Genomic DNA, 20,333 nt, shown 5'->3' with positions numbered 1-20,333 from the left:
ATAGATGCAACCAGGCTGTAGAATACAAAATTGCCCTACAACTTGATTAAGAGTAGGGCAAAGGACAGTTAAGCACTGTTTGTAGTCTGTCTGACGGCAGGAAAATTTTAGCCTGCTTTTGTGACGCTTTATTTTGTGTCCATTTGCGTTGTTTTTCTTCATAAAAGTTTATGTTTCCTACACATCGCCCCCGTCGTCTGCGTACTCATCCTCAACTGCGCCGGATGGTTCGTGAAAATGTTTTGACAACAAGCGATTTAATTTACCCACTATTTGCTGTACCGGGTGAGGGAATCGCTAACGAAGTAAAATCGATGCCCGGAGTCTACCAACTTTCGGTAGATAAAATTATCGAAGAGGCAAAAGAAGTTTACGACTTAGGAATTCCTTCTATTATTTTATTTGGTATTCCGGCTGATAAAGATGTGGATGCCACTGGCGCTTGGCATGATTGCGGTATCGTCCAAAAAGCTGCGACTGCGGTAAAAGCAGCAGTTCCAGATTTGATTGTAATTGCTGATACTTGTTTATGTGAGTATACCAGTCACGGTCATTGTGGTTATTTACAAACTGGTGATTTAACAGGACGAGTTTTAAATGATCCAACTCTAGAATTGTTGAAAAAAACAGCAGTTTCTCAAGCAAAAGCCGGTGCTGATATCATCGCACCTTCGGGAATGATGGATGGCTTTGTCCAGGCAATTCGTCAGGGTTTGGATGAAGCCGGATTTCAAGATACGCCGATTTTGTCTTATGCTGCTAAGTATGCTTCGGGTTATTATGGCCCATTTCGGGATGCAGCAGACTCGACACCGCAATTTGGGGACAGAAGAACTTACCAAATGGATCCAGGTAATGCCCGCGAAGCGATTAAAGAAATTGAACTGGATATTGCTGAAGGTGCGGATATGCTCATGGTTAAGCCAGCCTTGGCATACATGGACATTATCTGGCGGGTGAAAGAAGCAAGTAACTTACCAGTTGCGGCTTACAATGTTTCTGGTGAGTATGCGATGGTAAAAGCTGCGGCTCTCAATGGTTGGATTGATGAGGAACGCGTGGTTATGGAAACTTTAACTGGGTTTAAACGAGCTGGGGCAGATTTGATTTTGACCTACCATGCCAAAGATGCAGCGCGATGGTTAAAGTAGGACAAACGCCAGCTAACCTTACAAGCGGGTCAAACTTTGGTTGAGAGACGGGGTGGATATCTTGAACATCTGCTGCAAGATGACCAATGGATTTATGGGAACACTCAAACCGTAAGAAAGCGATCGCTCAATCTCTTAACAACCGCCACCCATGACCTGCTATCCGCTTATACTTGCGGATAGCAGGTTCTTATTCATATCCAACATGCTCTTAAGATAGGGTGAGGTTCTTCAAGATTTTTAGCTAATTCAATGACTTGTGTGTATATCAAGTTTTAGAAAAACCGCAAATTTCAATTTCTTCTTGGCTAAAACTATCTTTCAATATCTTGTAGAGAACACATTTACTATTTACTTTTGATACCTAATTACAGCAAGGATAACTAATTCCTGACTTTATGTTACTCCTATACCTAAAATGCGTAGGCGCAGCCCGTCTCAGGCATCGCTAACATTTAGGTCTGCACCTAGAAATCTAATGCTGCTACAAAAACTTTATCTTATTATGCAAGGTTTTAGGAGAAATTTTCCCAACATTGGGCAACTAATTGGCTCAACCAGCGACGTTGTTGCTGATCCAACAGTGGATCGTCTGCTAGCAACTGAGCGGTTAATTCTTCCAAAGATTGACCCTGAGCGCGGACAATTTTTATTACTCCAGCGATCGCACTGGCAACTAGTTCTTCATCAATTGGCTGTTGTTGTAAGGCAACAATTTCCTGGGGACTGTCTGGAATGGGATAATTCATGGCGTGGGTTTACAGAAATACAAAATGAACAATAAATTTGACACATTCTTAAAATTTCTTCACTGAATCTTTACGAAAGTAATAGGGCGGAGTTTACCTTACTTTGTGCCTTCATAAAATCTGTCTTAGTGAGTAGATTGATCGGAGATATCAGGAAACGATGAGAGAAATTCTTTATTTAGAAGTTCCAACTTCGGATATAGCAACTGTGCGTAGCTGGTTACAAACAGATTTTGAACCCGGAAATGGAGAAAAAGTGCTTACCTCGGAAGGTTTTCGCCTCAAAATCCCCACTGCAACTACAACTGCTACCGGGACTATTTCCGAAAACTTACCTGCGGAACTTTCGGTATTTGTCTGGTCGGTGCAACGAACTACCTATCTGAAAGTGTTTCGTTGGGCAGAACAACCCTTTCCCAAAGAGGGACAGATTTTGCAACGCCTAACCAAAGAAATCAGAAGCCGTTTTCCGCATCATTACCCAGAACCGCCAGCAATTGATTTATCTAAGCAATCAATATTTGCAGCACTAGGCTCTGCTTACCCCCTCACCGTCAAGTATTTTCAGAAAATGCCCAACGGTGAATATGACCTAACGCGTGCCTACTGGTGGGAACAACGATGGCGCGAAGGAGTACGGAATCCGCAACAGCCGCGTCAGGTGGTTTTTTCCAGTCGAGGGGATAGGGGACAGGAGACTGGGGACTGGGGAAAAGATAATCCCAATACCCAATCCCTAATCCCTAATCCCCACTTCGACATCATCTACATCGGTGGCGCACTAGGCGCAATTCATGCAGCACTGATGGCCAAACTCGGATATAAAGTCCTGCTGGTGGAACGAATGCCCTTTGGGAGGATGAACCGAGAATGGAATATTTCCCGCGATGAGATTCAAAGCTTAATTAACCTGGGTTTACTCACCCCCGCTGAGTTAGAAACCATCATTGCCAGGGAATACAAAGACGGATTCAATAAGTTTTTTGATGCTAATAATCCAGCTAAACTGCGATCGCCCGTCCTCCACACACCCACAGTGCTAAATATAGGCTTAGATTCCGAAAAATTGCTCGAAATGTGTGGGCAAAAATTGCAAGCGGCAGGCGGTGAAATCTGGGATGAGACAGAGTTTATCCGTGCAGATATTGATATATCACAAGTACTTTTGAAAGTCAAGCATTTACCCAGTCAGGTTGAAAAGCAAGTAAGTGGACGACTGTTAATTGATGCAATGGGAACTGCATCCCCCATCGCTTGGCAATTAAATGGTGGTCGTGCTTTTGATAGTGTATGTCCGACGGTGGGAGCGGCAATTGAGAGTGGATTTGAGCCGGAAGTATGGGATTCCCAATATGGAGACGTGCTTTACAGTCATGGAGATATTTCGCGAGGAAGGCAGTTGATTTGGGAACTGTTTCCTGGGGCAGATGATGAACTAACGATTTATTTATTTCATTACCATGAGGTCAATGCTGAAAATCCCGGTTCCTTGCTAGAGATGTATGAGGACTTTTTCACGATTTTGCCAGAGTATCGCAGGTGCGATATGGACAAATTGGTGTGGAAAAAACCGACATTTGGGTATATACCGGGGCATTTTAGTGTCGGAAGTAGCGATCGCACAGTTGCCTTTGATCGATTGATTGCGATCGGTGATGCAGCATCACTCCAGTCTCCCCTAGTCTTTACCGGTTTTGGTTCGCTAGTTCGTAACTTAGAGCGTTTAACAACTCTGTTGGATACTGCTCTCAAACATGACTTGTTGAGTTTCCGCCACTTGAACCGAATTCGCGCTTACCAAAGCAACGTTTCCGTGACTTGGCTATTTTCCAAAGGCATGATGGTACCCACTGGAAAATTTTTACCACCCCAACGGATTAACTCTATGCTCAACACCTTTTTTGGACTGTTAGCAGACGAACCCCAAGAAGTAGCAGATAACTTCATTAAAGATAGGTGTGATTGGTTAACCTTTAATCGGCTAGCACTTAAAGCAGCTAGAAGAAATCCTGCCTTACTTTTATGGATTTGGGAACTTGCTGGCCCTAGAGATTTAGGGCGATGGCTTGGTAGTTATTTCAACTTCGGTCGTCATGCCCTAGTAGGTGCTTTGCTGAGTCCGTGGTTCCCACGCTTCTTAAACCGAGTAGGTTTGTGGCTAGAACCCCGGAATCCAAGTTTGTGGCTGTGGCTGCTAGCGATTAATTATGCGATCGCCACAGGCAAACCGCGATCGCGCGCTCAAGTAGTAAAAGCCAACCCAGAAGCCATAATTCCGAAGTCATTAGTATTAGACAAATGACAACTAACTATTGACTCTTGGGGCGGAAATTTGGCAGTTCCACAGATGCCAATGACTTACGCCCCTTGGGTGGACGTTGGGGATAAACCACTGGTGAAGGTGAACTTGTATCATTGGTGTTATCACCTAATGACTCTGGAGATAAATCAGTTGCCGACAATTCCAACTGGGTCAATTGTGATTCTGACCAGTAATCTTCAGTTCCTTCAGGCGGCGTCTCAGTGTGAGGTGAAGTAAAAGAAACTGCTAACTCATTGGCTGGTGAGACTACAGAATCTATTGTCCAAGAAGTGGAGGTAGTTGTAGGAGAATTAGTTTCTGCTGCCAACTGCTTCTCCTGTGGATTTTCTAATTCCTCATTGTCTTCTAGGATTGTTGCTAAAGTCTCCCAAATAGGTGCATCACCCTGATTATTATCCACATTCGTTTTTGGCGCAGGTGGTGGTGATGCAGATGCTGACTGGGAGGTAAAAAACATTTGGATGAGACTATCTAATTGCTGATCTAAATTTGATGACCCTGACGTTGAAACAGCTTCCGGTGTCTCTGGGGGATCATCAATTTTTGGAGGAGGGGCTGATTCTGCTGGTGTTGAAGAATCTTGCTTAACTGACCAGTTCCAAGAAGATGATGGCGTCGGAGTCGGTTCATTTCTTTGGAATGGGATTGGTGCTGACGGTTCCCCCCAAGAATTATCTAGATCATCAGTCAAGGATTCAGGTTCTGCTGACCAAGGTTGAATTGGCTGGGCGTTAGGAAACAAAGATCGAGCTTTTCTAGAGAATCTTCCTTGCTTACTAGTTATGTCTTTGGGATGTTTTGCAGTATCTTCTAGCGAGTCATAGTTAGGAACTGATGTATCTAAACATTTTTCTAAAGCTGCTTTAAATTGCAGCGTCTGGCGTTGTTGTCGCATCAGTCTAGTACGTAACTCTCGACAAACAGTTTCTGATTGCAATAACTGCTGAGACTGTTCGCTGCTGTTAGTGTGTAACAACGTACATTCTCGCTCTAGCTGGGCAAGGCGTTGTTGGCTGATTTGTAGCTGTGCTTTATAACTTTCAGCGAGAATTTCCTGCTGTTGAGCAGTTTGTACAGCAGTTTCTAATGTTTGAAATAGCGATTTTATTTGTTCTTGAGCCGCAGCCAGTTCTTGAGCGTGTTGGTTGAGCATCGACTCACTAACGCTAGAACGAGTTTTCTGCCACTGCAAAACCTTTTCTGACTCAGCTAGATTATCTTTTAGCTGCTCTACTTGTTCATACAAGTTATTGTTAGCTGCACGCAATTCTTCGTTCAATGCCAGCAGGTTCTGAAATTCTGAGTCAATAAGTGCTTGTTTACCGCTTTCAGGCTCTGCAACCCAGTCTTGCTGGGTGGTATCTTTTGAAAATTGTGTATCATCAGCTGGCATGAGGAGTGGCAGTTTGCTGACTGTCATATTGTCATTAGGCACAACTGAGTAAAACGGACAACTCGCCTGCTCTGATTGTGGCGAATTAGCAGAATTTAGGGATTCCATCACAACCCCCTTGTTTGAGGTGTTAGCTTCATTCATCACTACTTGACTCACCTGCTTAAAAATATTCAGCAGTGCTGGCATTAGCATTGCTTATTAACTGTGTCTAATCAGGGTTTGCTCTAGAAGCTAAGTTTAACTCTCTCCAAGCACCAGCAATTAATTATCAATTGGTGTTCCCCATTTTGTATCTAGACTGATGCCGTTATAACACTACGATGCTCTTACCCGTCAAGAAGAGACGGAAGCGGAATTCAAGCCGCCTTGGGGATAGGCGGCAGAGAAGAGAAACCCGATGCTTAAAAACTAAACTATATTGGCTGATGAAGTTTTTCTACATGGAAAAACTGCCTCATCACATAAATTATTGTCTAAAATTGCATCCCCCTTAATATCTAAATTAAAAATGTATTCCTCAACACTTTTTTACGCTAAGTTTTTTATTACTTACGATAGATGTCAGTACAAGTATTTATTGTTGTGAGCTAATTTTTTAGTACTTACGTATTGGCAGAGACAATCAACTGTGACTTACATCTAGTTAAAAGGCAGAGCTTTGTAATCTCTTGTAGGAGGTAGAGCCTCGCGGTTTAACAAGAGTAAAGCCTGTGAACAAGGTAGAGTAAGACTTTTAGCTTAACAAGCTTGTAATTTGCATGATGGGCAATATGTAAAGTACTTAAGTATTATTCTGTGATTTTGGGCGATCGCTATTTCATGTCAGCAAACAACTAAGAGCTTCTGCTAGAACTTAAATATCAGAAAATCATGATAATTAAGAATAAATACTTATAAAAGTTTATTAAAGAGGTAGCATTTCACTTAAGTAATACAATAAAATTTTTATAAAGAATAACCTCAACTTGATAGGGGGGTTTTTCTGAGTAAATACAGTCCTAGCAAACAATTTCAAGCTTATTTAGCAAGAGGCTTTTTCTAACCATTTATTTCAATGTGTCAAGCTTTTTTAATGACTACAAGAAAATTGTTTAAAGTATACTTTATTACTTATATTAAAAATCACACTGTATAAAAATAACTAAAATTAAAAAATACTTAAGTAATTAAACGGATACAGTTTTTAATTCATCTATTAAATAATAATTGGAATAACCGAGTTTTCTACTACGTAAGGCAACATAAATAACAATATAAATTATGCAACACTTAAGCGAAACACTATTACAAAAACAAGCCCAAAATGTTTCTCTGGAGTCCGAACTATTTAGCATTCCTATAGGGAACTACCAAAAGTTTTACTGTCAGCGATTCCTAGAGGCGACAAAACTTGACTACACGATGGCGGATCATCCATCAAGTGGTTGTTGGGTTATCAATTCGATCAAAGTTAATGAGAGTAAAAAAGATACACACTTTCTATTTGTTTCAGAGGGCGAAGTTACCCTCAACAGCAGTAACGGAGAGTTCTTATTGCGAAAAAACTGCTTTGCCGCAGTTCCAGGGAACTTTTCTTTAGATGGTATAGGAAAAGTGTTAGTCGCAACGCGACTCAACTACACTGGACTTTTTACAATTGGGGGGCCTATTGAACCATTAGGGCGATTGAATTATATTGATGGCTGCTCTTCAACGGTTCTGATTAATCCTTTAAGACGTGGAGAACCCTGCTTGAATTTCCTCTACGTTCCTCCAGGTGTATCGCAAACTCCCCATACCCATCCCTCATTACGAATCGGGCTTGTCGCTGCGGGTAGTGGAACTTGTCAGGTGGACGAAGGAACATTCAAAATGGAGGCGGGAACGGTCTTCTGTCTTCCAGAAAACAAGTTACATAGCTTTAGTGCAATTGATGATTCCTTAAGAATTATTATCTATCATCCAGATTCTGATGTAGGCCCAACTGATGATTCTCATACAATGCTAAATAATACTTTTGTTGGGAAAGAGTCAGCCAAAGTTCTGGATGCGATTAGAACCAAATAACCACGGGCATTGGGCATTGAGCATGGGGAAGAGGACTTGGGGACTCTTGAGAATTGGGGACAAGGGGAAAGACTTGTTGGAAGTTCTAAACTTTTGTCACCTTGTTCCCTTGTCCCCTCTGCTCCCCTGCCCCCTGTCTTATTGCAACAATAATTATTTACGCCGACCTACTTACCTGCTCTAGGAGTGCCGATGATTCTGCTAACAAGCGATACTGAAACAAAGCCGACACAGGCAATGCGACAAGCGATCGCCACGGCTGAAGTTGGAGATGAGCAAAAAGGAGAAGATCCGACCGTTAATCAATTGCAAGAACGGGTTGCAGATTTACTAGGCAAAGAAGCCGCTCTTTTCTTTGCCTGTGGAACCATTTGTAACTTTGTAGCAATCAAGACCCATACTCGCCCTGCTGATGTAGTGCTAGTAGAGCAGATGGCACACATTATTCGAGCTGAATCGGGGGGTGCAGCGATGACTTCTGGTGTGCTGATGGAACCAATCGCCAGCGATAGAGGAATTTTTACAATCAATGCTCTGGCTCAATCACTTGAAAGAGTCGCAACTGCTCCTTACCTTTACTCTGCAATTCCCCGCTTATTGTGTGTAGAGCAAACCCACAATTTTGGGGGGGGTTCGGTTTGGCGGCTCAATGAACTACGTGAGGTTTGCGAATTCTCTCGTCAAAAAGGTTTAGCGACCCACATGGACGGGGCACGACTTTTAAATGCAGTTGTTGCATCTCAAACTCCAGCCAAAGATTTTGCTGCCTGTGTTGATTCTGTCTGGATTGACTTTACTAAAGGGCTAGGCGCACCAATCGGTGCTGTTCTTGCAGGTACACGGGAATTCATTGCTGAAGCACGTCGATATAAACACATTTTTGGTGGCGCAATGCGTCAAGCTGGCATTGTCGCAGCAGGTTGTCTCTATGCCCTTGACCATCATGTTGAACGTCTACAAGAAGACCACGACAACGCAACTTATCTAGCTCAACGACTGAGTGAAATTGAAGGAATTATAGTTCGAGATCCAAAACCTGAGACAAACATTGTTTTCTTTGATGTTTCAAAATTAGGACTCGACAAAGCCATGTTTCTCACTCTGTTACAGGAGCATGGTGTGAAAATGGGAGCCGTTGGTCATTCTATTCGGGCAGTCACTCATTTAGATGTTTCGCGGGCTGATATCGATTTGGCGGTTGATGCTATTTCCAAAATTGCGAAATCCTCATGGCACAAGATAATGAAGTAGCATTCCCCTACTCAAAATTCTTAACCATTCTGTTTTATCTCCCTTGCTCCCTGCTCCCTTGCCTCTCTTTCAAGGTAGCCACCGGGGATGAAATCCGGCTAAGGGGAGTTGTTCTGGTCTAATTTCAACAGTCGCAGCATCAGCGATGGGCAACAGAGGCATTAACCACAGACTACTTGTAGCAATAACATCTCCATCGTCAGTTTTCAAAGTGTTTGTAGGTAATGATGCTGGGGGGTTTGCCTGCGGTACTACTTGATCAAATAATAAGCCCAAACCATCAGATGATAAACTCATTTGCACATTCCGTTGAGCGGGAGGCAGTACTAGAAGTGGTTTCTGTTGCCCGGTTTTTAGATCAATTGCCACTACATAAGGCTGTTCTATATATTGTTCCTTGGATACTAGCTGTGTCAGCAAGCAATAGAGGGTGGGTGAGGCGATATCAAATTGGCAGCTGAGAATTGAGCCTGTTGTTTTTAATAGTTGTTTCTGCACACCTTGGTTTGTCACTAAAAACAAATCTCGTGTGTAATCTGTATTAAATTTTACCATCGCTGCTTGAGAGCCATCTTTAGAGAAAGCTTGTACTAAACCAAACTGCGGCAGAAAATCTAGGGGTTTCCTGGCATCACCTTGCAGTGGTAGGATGGCTGCTCCCTGTCCTTGGGCAACTGCAACAGCTTGACTATCTGGTGTGATCATAAAGTCTCCCCCAGGTTGGCTTTGCAGACGTTTAGGTGTGGGTTTTTCTGCTGAACTGTTACTAGTTGCTGGCATAAACCATAGTCCAAAGTCGCCGGGATTACTTTTATTGCCTCGCTGGATGACAATAGTTTGTCCATCAGGTGATAAGTCAAATTTCAGGTTTTGATAATCTTTACTATCTAAAACTAAGTCAACTTTGCCTGTTGGTTCTACTTCTTGTCCAGATTTACCAGGAACGCCTGTTGTCACTGTGTACAGTTGGGCTGAAAGTAAGTCTTGGTTTTTAGCCGCGCGAGCCGAAAATAAAATTTTTCCCCCATCAGGAAAGGACTCAAAGTCTATTACTATCAGGTCTTGAGGGGTAAGTAGTCTTTTTTGCTCTTGGGTTAAGTTGTAAAGAACTAATCGTCCCTGTTCTTCTTTATCGGTTCCTATGTAAAGGATGACGCGATCGCGTGTACGAAAGCTACCAACAAAGGGCTGTATCACCCGATTTTTACCTTCTTGCTCGGTAAATTTATCTTTGGCTCCCTGTAACTGCACTTTATAATTCGTGCCATAAGGTGCTGGTGTCAACAGTGTATAAACCATCCGCCGCCCAGCCCAACTGAATTTACCTGCTAGGGGTGGCTCGATTTTTAAGTTATCCTCTACGCTTTTTACTTCCATTGGGCGGCTGAAGGTGAGGGTGAAGGAGTTATCTTCTGCCCCAATTTGTTGATTTTGCCAGGTAAATTCCCGGACACGAGCAGTTACTACATCACCTTGCAATATAATTAACCCAATCAGCACACTTAGCAGTAGCATTAGTGCGATCGCTATCCGATCTAGTGGTTGGATAAATGCTTTAGATTTTGTCATTTGTTATTAGTCATTTGTCATTAGTCATTTGTTATCAACAAATAATTAATAACTATAAGGATTTTGGGGTTGAGGAATCTTTTTGAGAGAGGTAGCGGCAATGGTGAGTTGGCGTTTACCTGCCAAATTTTCTGTTACCATTTGTCCTTCTACTTCCAGCCAGCTATCAGGGGAATAAGCTTCTTGATTATTTGGGAGTTTGACAGGTAATCCTACAGGGTAAGCATCTGCTGCACAACAAGTTAAAACAAATCGCGCTAAGAACAAATATTCTTTGCCGATATCTGGGGGGTGGATAACAAATCCCTGCACTTTGACTTTTTGTCCTGTATATGTATCTGGTTCTGGATAGACATTGACAGTGCGTACCCAGTCTACAAGCGATCGCTCCTCTGGAAGAACAGTAGCTCGAAAGGCTTGGGGTTTGACGCGTGTACTTCCCAATAAATCAGCCGTTACACCCCTTTGAAGTGCTTTGTCACTAGCAAAAACTTGCGGTGTAATGATAAAACCTAGAATCGCTGTAGTTAACAACAAAGTACTGCCCCAACCAGGGGGAAATAAACTAATATGCTGGGTATTTGACATAACATCACGGCGACGCCGTTGCCAAAGTTCCTGCATCTTAAATAAACCAATAATGATGAAGCTGATACCAGTCACGACCGCCAACCAAATGTAATTTGGGTGAATTAATAGGTTCAGCTTGTTAGTTAGCCAATACCTCAACATCAAAATTCCCCAAGCTGTAATTGCTAGAGCATCCAGCCAAGGAAATAACAGATTAGGAATTTTAAATTTGGGATTTTTGTTAGTCATTAATTATTAGTCGTTGGTCGTTAGTCATTGCTCATTAGTCATTAACAAAGGACAAATGACAAATGACTAATATTTTTTTAAAAGACGTGCAAATTCAGAAACAGGGTGAATACAAATGTCAACTGTGCTGCTAAAGCAAATAAGTAAAAGATAGTTTTGGGTTTAAAAATAGATAACATCAAACCAACACTTTTGATGTCAATCATTGGGCCAAAAACCAGAAATGCCAACAATGAACCACTGCTAAAGGTTGATGCAAAAGATAGTGCAAAGAAAGAATCGACTGTAGAACAGATTGACACCACTACTGCTAGTATCAGCATGACCACAATTGAAGTAATAGGGCCAGCACCCAAACTGAGAATTAATTCACGGGGAGCTAGCACTTGAATAGCAGCCGCGATCGCACTTCCTACAATCATCACTCCGCCTAATTCTCGTAATTCTTGGACGCTATTATCCACAACTAAGCGCAGTTTAGCTGCAAGCGGTTTATCGGAGGTAGAAATTAAGGTAGGCGGTACTAAATTCGCATCTATTCGCAGAGGTATACCTGCTTTTCCTCCTAAGATATAAGTCCCGGATTGTAACAGATTCGGTACTGTTGCTTCCTGTTGTACTTGGGAACGTTTACCACGGCGCTTGGTTTCTGGCTGTGCGGGTGGATTAAACTTCATATACCGAGCGATCGCAGGTTGAAGTATCGGATTTAAGTCCTTTTGAAAACTGAAAACAAACCCGATAATTGTGGCAATTGCAAGAGAAAATACGACTCGTAAGACTACTATTTCTGGCTGATCTCGAAATGCTGTCCAAGTTGACCAAATTACAATTGGGTTAATTGTTGGTGCTGCTAGCAAAAAGCCAATTGCTACTGGCATGGGTACTCCCTGAATTAGGAACCGCCGCGCTACAGGTACATTCCCGCACTCACACACCGGAAATAAAAAGCCGATCATGCTGCCAACTAAAGCACCCAGCAATGGATTTTTGGGCATTTTTTCTACTAATTTGCGCTCATCAACAAAAAACAGCAGCAAACTGGAGAATAAAACCCCAAGAAGCAAAAAAGGCATCGCCTCGACTAGCAGACTTAGAAATATCGTAAAACCATTGTTCAGTTGATTCATGGGCGTCGCAGTCAAAAGCGGTTTTTAGTTTTAGGGTTCTGCCTAGTCATTCTATCGAAATGGGGATCAAAAGCAGTTCGGGAAAATTAAACATTATTTAAGTAGCAAATTATCCTACGTTTCAAGTAGCATTTACGCGCTATAAACCTTTGCTTCAGCCAAGATAGTGATATTTACCTGAGTGCATTTGTTGACGATGACCATTTCTAAGATTGTCTAAGTTCAGGAATTGTTCCGATCTAGATGGCAAGTAGCTGCATAGATGATTTGAAGTTACCTATGTTTATACTTACAGTAATTTGCTGGAGAAGATATTAGCTCGGCGTATTTTCATCAAGGATTCACAATTTGGGGTAGGCGTAGCCCGTCATAGACATCGCTCTTGGTTGCTAGCATCATTGATTTTGGCTAGTTCTGGCAAAATATAATCTAAGCTCTGGTTGATTTTTTACTATAAAAACTCTAAATATGCAAGATTAAAGTTTAGCAAACACAGGTATTTGATTGAGTGAATCTTTCGGCGTTAGCGATCGCCTGAATGTCTAGATGACGTAAAAAGTCGAGCGATAGCGAGTCAAAGAAGAGGAAAAGGGGCAGAGAGCAGGGAGCAAGGGGGAAACCCTATAAATTTATTTGCTTTGAAAACTTGGACTTATTAAATTGTCCCCTGCCTCTTCGGTCACTACCCCTTGGAAGGAGCATCAAAATCGGAGTGAGGCAAGTATATTCCTGTTTGAGCAGGCAAAAAACCGCGTTAAATTAATAGCACAAGCAATAGCAATATGCTGTAAATGTGTTTTTGCCAGTCCAAACCTAACTACACCTTGAAAAATATTACCCTCAACATTAGCTCGACGTGCGTAGTTTTACCCAAATGAAGTTTATTGTTGGTGACGACGTTCAACAAGTGCCATATATTCGTCACGAGGTCGCAACTTGATCTTTCGAGGAGCGATTTTAGCAGAAGTACAATTAATACTTACTGCTTTAGTCGCACAATAACCGCACAATTATAAGTTGTCTTTTTATGCAATTAGAAACACAAAAATTCTATTACACACCTGAAGAATATTTAGAAATTGAAGAAAAGGCAGAATATAAAAGTGAATATCGTGATGGAGAAATTGTACCGATGATGGGTGGTACTACAAATCATAATAAAATTGCTTTGAATTTAGCTGCATCCTTAAAAATTGCTTTAAGGCGTAAAAATTATGATGTTTATATTGGTGATGTGCGTTTGTGGATACCCCGTTATCGGCAGCATACTTATCCCGATGTAATGGTGATTGGGGGACAGCCTATTTATACGGGAACCAGCACAACAACGGTTATGAACCCGATGTTAATTGCTGAAGTTTTATCTAAATCGACTAAAAATTATGACCAAGGCGATAAGTTTCTTTATTATCGCTCTATTCCAGAATTCAAGGAATATATTTTGATTGACCAATATCAGTATCATGTAATGCAGTATGTAAAAACTGCGGAAAGTCAATGGTCATTTGCTGAACTTGAACATGAATCCGCAATTTTATCACTGCAAACAGTTGATTTTCAAATTGAATTGCGCGACCTTTACGAACAAATCAATTTTATAGAAAATAACGAAGACTAAAATAATTCATAATTCCTAATTTGCCTACAAAAGTCTATCCAATCTTGACGGTTCCAAGTGATAATGCGGTTTATTTGCTACCAAAGTTCTTCACTAAATTTGTGTTTCTTCCTCGGTAAAGATAGGAGGCCACAATTCAGTAACGGGCAATTCCCAACCGGGAAAAAGCTCTGGTATCGTTAAAATATCACCATTCTCTAAAACTGTAGGTTTGCCTGTAGAGCGATAAATTGTAACTGTCTCTTCATCAGGATCAATCAAAATCCCGACAACTGCTCCTAGTTCTATAAATTTCAGAATTTTGGCTGCTATAAGTTTAATTTTATCGCTCTGAGATTTAATTTCTACCACCAAGTCAGGGACAAGTTCTCCAAAGTAACGAGGACTTTGGAGAAGTCGGGAAGCGCGAACAAAGGAAACATCGGGTGCTTTGAGGTTTGTATCTGGCATGATGAAACCGCCAGCAGAATCAAATACTCTTCCCCAGCGACGAGGATTTATCCAAGCAAAGAGGAAAGCAATGAGACGACTACTGATTTCGCTGGATACAATATCTGACGGCCCCATGATTGAAATTTTCCCATTTTCGAGTTCCAACTGGTAATCTAAACCTGCTTCGGTAAAAGCTGTTTGAACTTGCTCTAAATCTCTGACTGTCATCATTGACATAAAAAGCTTTTTCCACTATGAGGTGCAACTCGATTTTAACAAGAGACAAATTTCCGAAGATTTGACACGGTGTGCGAATTTTTCTCAAACTTAAGCCACTCTATTTTCCCAAATAAGCTTCTAGAACTTTGGGATTAGTTTGAATTTCTGCGGGTGTACCATCAGCCAAATTCTGTCCTTCAGCAAGTACCCAAACACGATCGCACAATGACATAATTACATCCATATTGTGTTCGATAATCAAAAAAGTCATCCCATCTTGACGGTTCCAAGTGAGAATGCGATCGCAAATATCATCAATCAGTTTTGGATTCACACCAGCAGCTGGTTCATCCAACAAAATTAACTTGGGATTAGTCATCAGCGCCCGTCCCATTTCCAGCAGCTTGCGTTGTCCACCAGACAAGCCACCAGCATAATCGTGGGCTTTTTTTGCCAACCCTACTGATTCTAATAGAAACATTGCTCGTTCTTCGAGTTCCTTTTCTTCCTTAGCTACGATGTGCGGCTGCAATTGCACTTGCCAGAAATTTTCACCAGTTTGTTTTTGCGCCGCCAGCAGCATATTTTCTAACACCGACAACCGAGAGAGAGTCCGTGCAACCTGAAAAGTGCGGATTACTCCCTGCTGGGCGATTTGATATGGTTGCAAGTTGTGAATCGGTTCGCCGTCAAAAATCACTCGTCCCTTATCTGGGCGAATGAAGTTTGAAAGTAAGTTAAATAAAGTGGTTTTACCAGCACCATTAGGGCCAATTAAGCCCGTAATGCTGCCTTTAGCAACTTCGATTTTTGCTTCGTTAACTGCTTTGACACCACCAAAGCTTTTAGAAAGACCAGTGGCTACCAAAAGGGGAAGTGGCGATGGCTGGTTATTTACCAAGAGTAAGTTCCTCCTTTTTCCCTAGAATACCTTGAGGTCGCCAAATCATCAGTATCATCAAAATTAGTCCGATTACCATGATCCGAAATGCACCCAAACGGGCTTCATCAAGTGAGACTATTCTGGGTAAGACTTCCCGCGTCAGTGCATCGTAAGCAAAGAAAATTACCGCACCTAAGATTGTGCCAATATTATTTCCAGAACCACCTAAAATCACCATAATCCAAGTATCAAAGGTAATCTGCGGTTGGAAATTATCAGGGTAAATGGCGGCCAGTTGCCAAGCGAAGAATGCACCAGCGATACCTGCGATCGCACCTCCTAACATGAGAGATTGTAATTTATACCAAAAGACATTTTTTCCCAGTGCCTTGGGAATTTCTTCATCTTCTCGGATGGCTTTGAGAATTCTACCCCAAGGCGATCGCACCAAAATTTCTAAGCGCCAGTATACAAACGCCAAAACCAACAGCAACACCAGCATTAAACCTGCTTTTGGGTTGTAATTATACAATCCGATTACCCCAGAAATATAAATTGCTGCTGCCAAAACTGCTAAAACAATTCCCACACCCAAACGTGACGCAAATTCTTGTTTGCTAGTTGTCCTTTTGCCTAAATCAGTAGTCCGAGATATTTGGGTGGTGCGAATCCATCGCCACAATGTAAAGAAAGTTACAACAGCCAACAGTGTCAAAAGCCCAATCATCACTAATCTGACAAACAAATTCGGCTCTGTGGATAGGGGTATAGGATAACTTTGCACACCAAACGCCCCAGAAGTCCAGGTGTCACCCACAGGTAATTCCTGATTATTTACTACCAAACGAATTAATTCGCCCGTACCAATAGTGACAATTCCTAGATAATCTTCCCGTAAGCGTAGAGTTACAAAGCCAATTATCAAACCCAACAAGGCAGCGACAATTGACCCAGCGAGTGCCGAGATTGGTAGGGGTACGCCCTTTAAACTTAACAATACAGTTGTATATGCTCCAAGGGTCATGAAAGCAATATGACCAAAGTTAATTAACCCCGTAAAGCCCCACTGTAAATTGAGTCCTAGTGCGAATAGAGCAAAAAGTGCTGAAGAAATTGCTAAGAAAATGAGATAGTCAACCATGTTTTGGAATGGGGAATGGGAAAGGGGGAATGGGGAATGGGAAAGGGGGAATGGGGAAGTGGGAATGGGGAATCGTTATTTTCGCTTGTGCCCCTACTCCCTACTCCCACTCACTAAGCGAATAAATTTTAGCGTAGCTTGAGCGGAGCTAATTTTATGGGAATACTATTTATTGTTGATGTTTGCTGGTAGGGAGTAGTTGACGCGTATGAATTTGCTGCGACTGAGAATGCATCATTTAATCGAGCAGTTAGCCGATGAGGATTTGCAAAACATTTGGGATGTTCTCGAAGCTTTACATTGTGACTTTTATATGCTTAAAGCGATACAACAAGTCAAGCGATCGCAGCAACCGTGGGATATCTTAACCCATGAAGAAGCGGTAAGACTGTTGATGTTTTTCTGATTCAGCAGCGCTTTCAACTCAGCACTCTTTTGGTGGCCCCCCTCAAGTTTTGGTTAAGGTAACGCCTAGTGACTCTGGAAATGCGCTATGCAAGGTCTTTTTTGCTAGACCTGAAGAATTTAGAACCTGCCGCCTACGAGCGGGTGTATGATTTTGTGTTTACTGAGTTAGCTCAAAAGTGGCAGTTGAGCGATTTAAAAGAACTACGACAGCTTGATAGTGAAGGCATTTTTCACCGCTTTACCCTCGATAATTACTTGATTGGTATAGAAATCAGGGGTGAAATTGTGAAATTTCTGCGTGTCATCCCTATGCCAGATGTTTAAAGTGAAGAGTCAATCAATTTTGGATTTTGGAATTGCGGATTTTGGATTTGTTCCACCTACGTTCGCTTTGTTGGCACGTTCGCGGTAGCGTCTGGTAAAGAAGTGCGAGGCATCAACCGAAATAATTTTTAATCTAAAATCTAAAATCTAAAATCTAAAATTGGCACGGTCAAGAGAACACTTAAAACTGTAAACTGTATAAGGCTAGGCAGGGATCGCTATAACCTTACATTAAACTGGTTTTGAAAAACACTTTATTTGAGATTTCCCTATGGATGCTAGGGCACTTTGGCAACGATACCAAAACTGGTTATATTTCCACGAGGGATTGGGACTGTACTTAGATGTGAGTCGAATACGGTTCGATGATGCCTTTGTGGATTCGTTGCAGCCGAAGTTTGACAAGGCGTTTGCGGATATGGCTCAACTGGAGAAGGGTGCGATCGCAAATCCTGACGAGAATCGCATGGTTGGACACTACTGGCTGCGAAATCCTGATTTAGCGCCAACTCCAGAACTTACACAAGAAATTGTCCAAACCCTAGAACAAATCGAAGCTTTTGCGGAAAAAGTCCAAACAGGTGCTATTCATCCTCCCAGAGCAAGCCGCTTCACGGATATTATCTCCATTGGCATTGGTGGTTCCGCCCTCGGCCCCCAATTCGTCGCGGAAGCTCTTGCTCCTGATTTCCCGCCCCTGAAAATTCACTTTATCGATAATAACGATCCAGCAGGCATTGATCGCGTTCTCAATCATCTACGAAATAGCCTCGCCAGCACTTTGGTTTTGGTAATCTCCAAATCTGGAGGAACACCAGAACCTCGCAACGGCATGATTGAGGTTAAAAAAGCCTACGCCGGACACAATTTGGAATTTGCTCAATATGCGGTAGCAATTACCAGCGTTGACAGCAACCTCGATAAACTAGCCAAAGACGAAGGCTGGCTAGCTAGATTCCCCATGTATGACTGGGTAGGAGGACGCACCTCAGAAATGTCTGCTGTGGGGCTAGTACCAGCCGCATTACAGGGCATTGATGTTCGTGCCATGCTAGATGGCGCAAAAGAAATGGATGACGCTACCCGCGCCCCAGATGTGAAAAAGAACCCAGCAGCCTTACTTGCTTTGTCTTGGTACTTTGCTGGTAACGGAAAGGGCCAAAAAGATATGGTTGTCCTACCTTACAAGGACAGCTTATTTTTATTCAGTCGCTATTTGCAACAGCTGGTGATGGAATCCTTGGGTAAGGAAAAAGACTTAGACGGTAATGTTGTCCATCAAGGAATTGCTGTTTATGGCAACAAAGGCTCAACAGATCAGCACGCTTATGTCCAGCAGTTGCGTGAGGGTGTAGCAAATTTCTTTGCTACCTTCATCGAAGTCTTGGAAGATCGGCAGGGCCCATCTACTGAAATAGATCCGGGAGTTACATCAGGCGATTATCTTTCTGGTTTTCTCCAAGGAACCCGACAAGCGCTTTATGAAAATCACCGGGATTCGATTACAGTCACGATTCCCCAAGTTAATCCCCGAACTGTAGGGGCATTAATTGCTTTGTATGAACGCGCTGTTGGTTTATACGCTAGCTTAGTCAACGTCAATGCCTACCATCAACCAGGCGTAGAAGCTGGCAAAAAAGCAGCCGCCTCTATTCTCGATTTGCAAACACGAGTGGTAGCAGTGCTGCAAAAAGAAAAAGCTCCCATTTCTCTTGATGAACTCGCAAAGAAAGCAGGCGCATCAGAGCAAGTTGAGGCAATTTACAAGATTTTGCGTCATATCCATGCCAATCAGAGAGGTGTGGTTTTGCAAGGTGATCTTCACAAACCCGGCAGTTTAACCGTTTCTGCTAGCTGATAGTTCTAGTCTAAACATCACATTTTGTTCATTAATTGTTGTATCAGCAACAATTTTTTTATTGTGAAGCATCCTAGATAGAAGATATATCTTCAGTCTAGGATGCTTCACTGTATATTCGTAATTCCTAATTTAAGGACAGAGGAACTAATTGCTTCCCGTAAAATAAAGTTAAGGCAGCATCCATAAGTAGGATTAATACTATGACTGAATCAAGAGCAAAACAACCTGCACGTCGGGGTAGAATCTTTCCAGAACGCACTTTATCCCCTGAAGAACTTGCTAGACGCAAAGCTGAAGATGAAGTATTTTATCGGCGTTGTCGAGTAATTTTTGAGCGTGTGCGTCCAGATTTGATTAAGGAACACTACGGCTGGTATATTGCAGTGGAGCCAAATAGTGGTGATTACTTGATTGATGCAGATAGAATGCAAGCTCATAAAAAAGCGCTTGAAAAATACCCAAATACTGACCACTGTGTTTTTTGTTTTAATGAAACGGGAACCACTGGCACAATATGATTCAGGGTAAATTTGGGGAAAAGGGTCAACTATTTTTTGAAATTGATTTAATAACTAATGATGGATTAAATTTGCCTGTAGATGCCATGTTAGATACTGGTTTCACAGGTTTTCTGGCTATTAACAAACAAGATTTAGATAGTCTAGACTGGTTTTATATTGGTAAGGAAACTTTGCGAACTGCACAGGGTGAAACCTTGTTTAAAATATATTTAGGCAAGTTGATATTAAACGAACAAGAGTTTGAAATCCCTGTTTATGCAGGAGATGAAATTACAGAATTTTTGTTAGGTTCAGAGTGGCTAAAAATTCTGCCGTTGGTGGTAAATTATCAGGCTGGTATATTAACTTTGGGATAACTGCGCGATCGCACTTCAGTTATTTTTAAACGAACCGCAAAGAACGCAAAGAGCGCGAAGGTGAGAAAAGAGATTTTGTCTTATTTTTAGTTAATAGGCAAATTGCGTAGAAAGTAAAAGCGATGCCTGCGGCTGG

At 42.1% G+C, this 20,333-nt stretch carries 19 protein-coding genes; 11 read left to right on the top strand and 8 right to left on the bottom strand.

Going from position 1 to position 20,333, the window contains the following annotated elements; genetic code table 11:
* The first annotated feature begins 170 nt into the window (after positions 1-170).
* Positions 171-1,151 (top strand): porphobilinogen synthase, encoded by a 981-nt coding sequence (gene hemB / locus RMY00_RS20910; RefSeq protein ID WP_322649370.1) that lies wholly within the window; start codon positions 171-173, stop codon positions 1,149-1,151.
* A 36-nt stretch (positions 1,152-1,187) separates the two neighbouring features.
* On the top strand, positions 1,188-1,334 hold the full coding sequence (locus RMY00_RS20905) for a hypothetical protein (protein WP_322649369.1): 147 nt from the start codon (positions 1,188-1,190) through the stop codon (positions 1,332-1,334).
* 332 nt (positions 1,335-1,666) lie between these two features.
* On the opposite strand, the gene RMY00_RS20900 is transcribed toward RMY00_RS20905, so the two are convergent.
* Positions 1,667-1,900 carry a hypothetical protein gene (locus tag RMY00_RS20900; RefSeq protein WP_322649368.1) on the bottom strand — a complete coding sequence of 78 codons (234 nt, stop codon included), beginning with the start codon at positions 1,898-1,900 and terminating at the stop codon, positions 1,667-1,669.
* A 160-nt stretch (positions 1,901-2,060) separates the two neighbouring features.
* Between RMY00_RS20900 and RMY00_RS20895 the strand changes: the two genes are divergently transcribed.
* A complete protein-coding gene (locus tag RMY00_RS20895) occupies positions 2,061-4,202 on the top strand; it encodes a flavin-dependent dehydrogenase (protein WP_322649367.1) in 2,142 nt (713 codons plus the stop codon).
* 7 nt (positions 4,203-4,209) lie between these two features.
* On the opposite strand, the gene RMY00_RS20890 is transcribed toward RMY00_RS20895, so the two are convergent.
* Positions 4,210-5,760 (bottom strand): hypothetical protein, encoded by a 1,551-nt coding sequence (locus tag RMY00_RS20890; protein ID WP_322649435.1) that lies wholly within the window; start codon positions 5,758-5,760, stop codon positions 4,210-4,212.
* A 1,119-nt stretch (positions 5,761-6,879) separates the two neighbouring features.
* On the opposite strand from RMY00_RS20890, the gene RMY00_RS20885 reads away from it, so the two are divergent.
* Positions 6,880-7,665, top strand: coding sequence for a cupin domain-containing protein (locus RMY00_RS20885; protein WP_322649366.1), 786 nt, complete (start codon positions 6,880-6,882; stop codon positions 7,663-7,665).
* A gap of 192 nt (positions 7,666-7,857) precedes the next feature.
* Positions 7,858-8,916 (top strand): threonine aldolase family protein, encoded by a 1,059-nt coding sequence (locus RMY00_RS20880; protein WP_322649365.1) that lies wholly within the window; start codon positions 7,858-7,860, stop codon positions 8,914-8,916.
* A gap of 69 nt (positions 8,917-8,985) precedes the next feature.
* Here RMY00_RS20880 and RMY00_RS20875 read toward each other — a convergent pair whose 3' ends face one another.
* From RMY00_RS20875 to RMY00_RS20865, 3 genes are all read right to left on the bottom strand, one after another.
* A complete protein-coding gene (locus tag RMY00_RS20875) occupies positions 8,986-10,485 on the bottom strand; it encodes an Ig-like domain-containing protein (RefSeq protein ID WP_322649364.1) in 1,500 nt (499 codons plus the stop codon).
* A gap of 45 nt (positions 10,486-10,530) precedes the next feature.
* A complete protein-coding gene (locus RMY00_RS20870) occupies positions 10,531-11,304 on the bottom strand; it encodes a TIGR03943 family putative permease subunit (RefSeq protein ID WP_322649363.1) in 774 nt (257 codons plus the stop codon).
* A gap of 77 nt (positions 11,305-11,381) precedes the next feature.
* Positions 11,382-12,434 carry a permease gene (locus RMY00_RS20865; RefSeq protein WP_322649362.1) on the bottom strand — a complete coding sequence of 351 codons (1,053 nt, stop codon included), beginning with the start codon at positions 12,432-12,434 and terminating at the stop codon, positions 11,382-11,384.
* 1,027 nt (positions 12,435-13,461) lie between these two features.
* On the opposite strand from RMY00_RS20865, the gene RMY00_RS20860 reads away from it, so the two are divergent.
* Complete coding sequence (locus RMY00_RS20860) at positions 13,462-14,052, top strand: Uma2 family endonuclease (protein ID WP_322649361.1); 591 nt, start codon at positions 13,462-13,464, stop codon at positions 14,050-14,052.
* Between the two features lie 93 nt (positions 14,053-14,145).
* On the opposite strand, the gene RMY00_RS20855 is transcribed toward RMY00_RS20860, so the two are convergent.
* The 3 genes from RMY00_RS20855 to RMY00_RS20845 form a co-directional block, all read right to left on the bottom strand.
* Positions 14,146-14,721 (bottom strand): Uma2 family endonuclease, encoded by a 576-nt coding sequence (locus RMY00_RS20855; RefSeq protein WP_322649360.1) that lies wholly within the window; start codon positions 14,719-14,721, stop codon positions 14,146-14,148.
* A gap of 100 nt (positions 14,722-14,821) precedes the next feature.
* Positions 14,822-15,604: an ABC transporter ATP-binding protein gene (locus RMY00_RS20850; protein ID WP_322649359.1), complete on the bottom strand. Its 783-nt coding sequence runs from the start codon at positions 15,602-15,604 to the stop codon at positions 14,822-14,824.
* Positions 15,594-16,727, bottom strand: a complete 1,134-nt coding sequence (locus RMY00_RS20845) for a branched-chain amino acid ABC transporter permease (protein ID WP_322649358.1) — start codon at positions 16,725-16,727, stop codon at positions 15,594-15,596. Before RMY00_RS20845 ends, RMY00_RS20850 begins: the two co-directional genes overlap by 11 nt.
* Positions 16,728-16,935: 208 nt before the next feature.
* On the opposite strand from RMY00_RS20845, the gene RMY00_RS20840 reads away from it, so the two are divergent.
* The 5 genes from RMY00_RS20840 (at position 16,936) to RMY00_RS20820 (ending at position 20,197) form a co-directional block, all read left to right on the top strand.
* The gene (locus tag RMY00_RS20840; protein ID WP_109011273.1) at positions 16,936-17,133 is read left to right on the top strand and encodes a hypothetical protein; all 198 of its coding nucleotides are present in this window, start codon (positions 16,936-16,938) and stop codon (positions 17,131-17,133) included.
* Positions 17,134-17,201: 68 nt separating this feature from the next.
* On the top strand, positions 17,202-17,459 hold the full coding sequence (locus RMY00_RS20835; protein ID WP_109011274.1) for a cytotoxic translational repressor of toxin-antitoxin stability system: 258 nt from the start codon (positions 17,202-17,204) through the stop codon (positions 17,457-17,459).
* 271 nt (positions 17,460-17,730) lie between these two features.
* Entirely contained in the window at positions 17,731-19,317 is a 1,587-nt protein-coding gene (locus RMY00_RS20830) for a glucose-6-phosphate isomerase (protein ID WP_322649357.1), read from the top strand.
* Positions 19,318-19,520: 203 nt separating this feature from the next.
* Positions 19,521-19,838, top strand: coding sequence for a hypothetical protein (locus RMY00_RS20825; protein ID WP_322649356.1), 318 nt, complete (start codon positions 19,521-19,523; stop codon positions 19,836-19,838).
* Entirely contained in the window at positions 19,835-20,197 is a 363-nt protein-coding gene (locus RMY00_RS20820) for an aspartyl protease (RefSeq protein WP_322649355.1), read from the top strand. The genes RMY00_RS20825 and RMY00_RS20820 overlap by 4 nt, the downstream gene beginning before the upstream one ends.
* The last annotated feature ends 136 nt before the right edge of the window (positions 20,198-20,333 follow it).

Source organism: Nostoc sp. ChiVER01, assembly GCF_034531155.1.
Classification (GTDB): domain Bacteria; phylum Cyanobacteriota; class Cyanobacteriia; order Cyanobacteriales; family Nostocaceae; genus Nostoc.
This window is presented reverse-complemented; position numbering and strand designations above follow the sequence as displayed.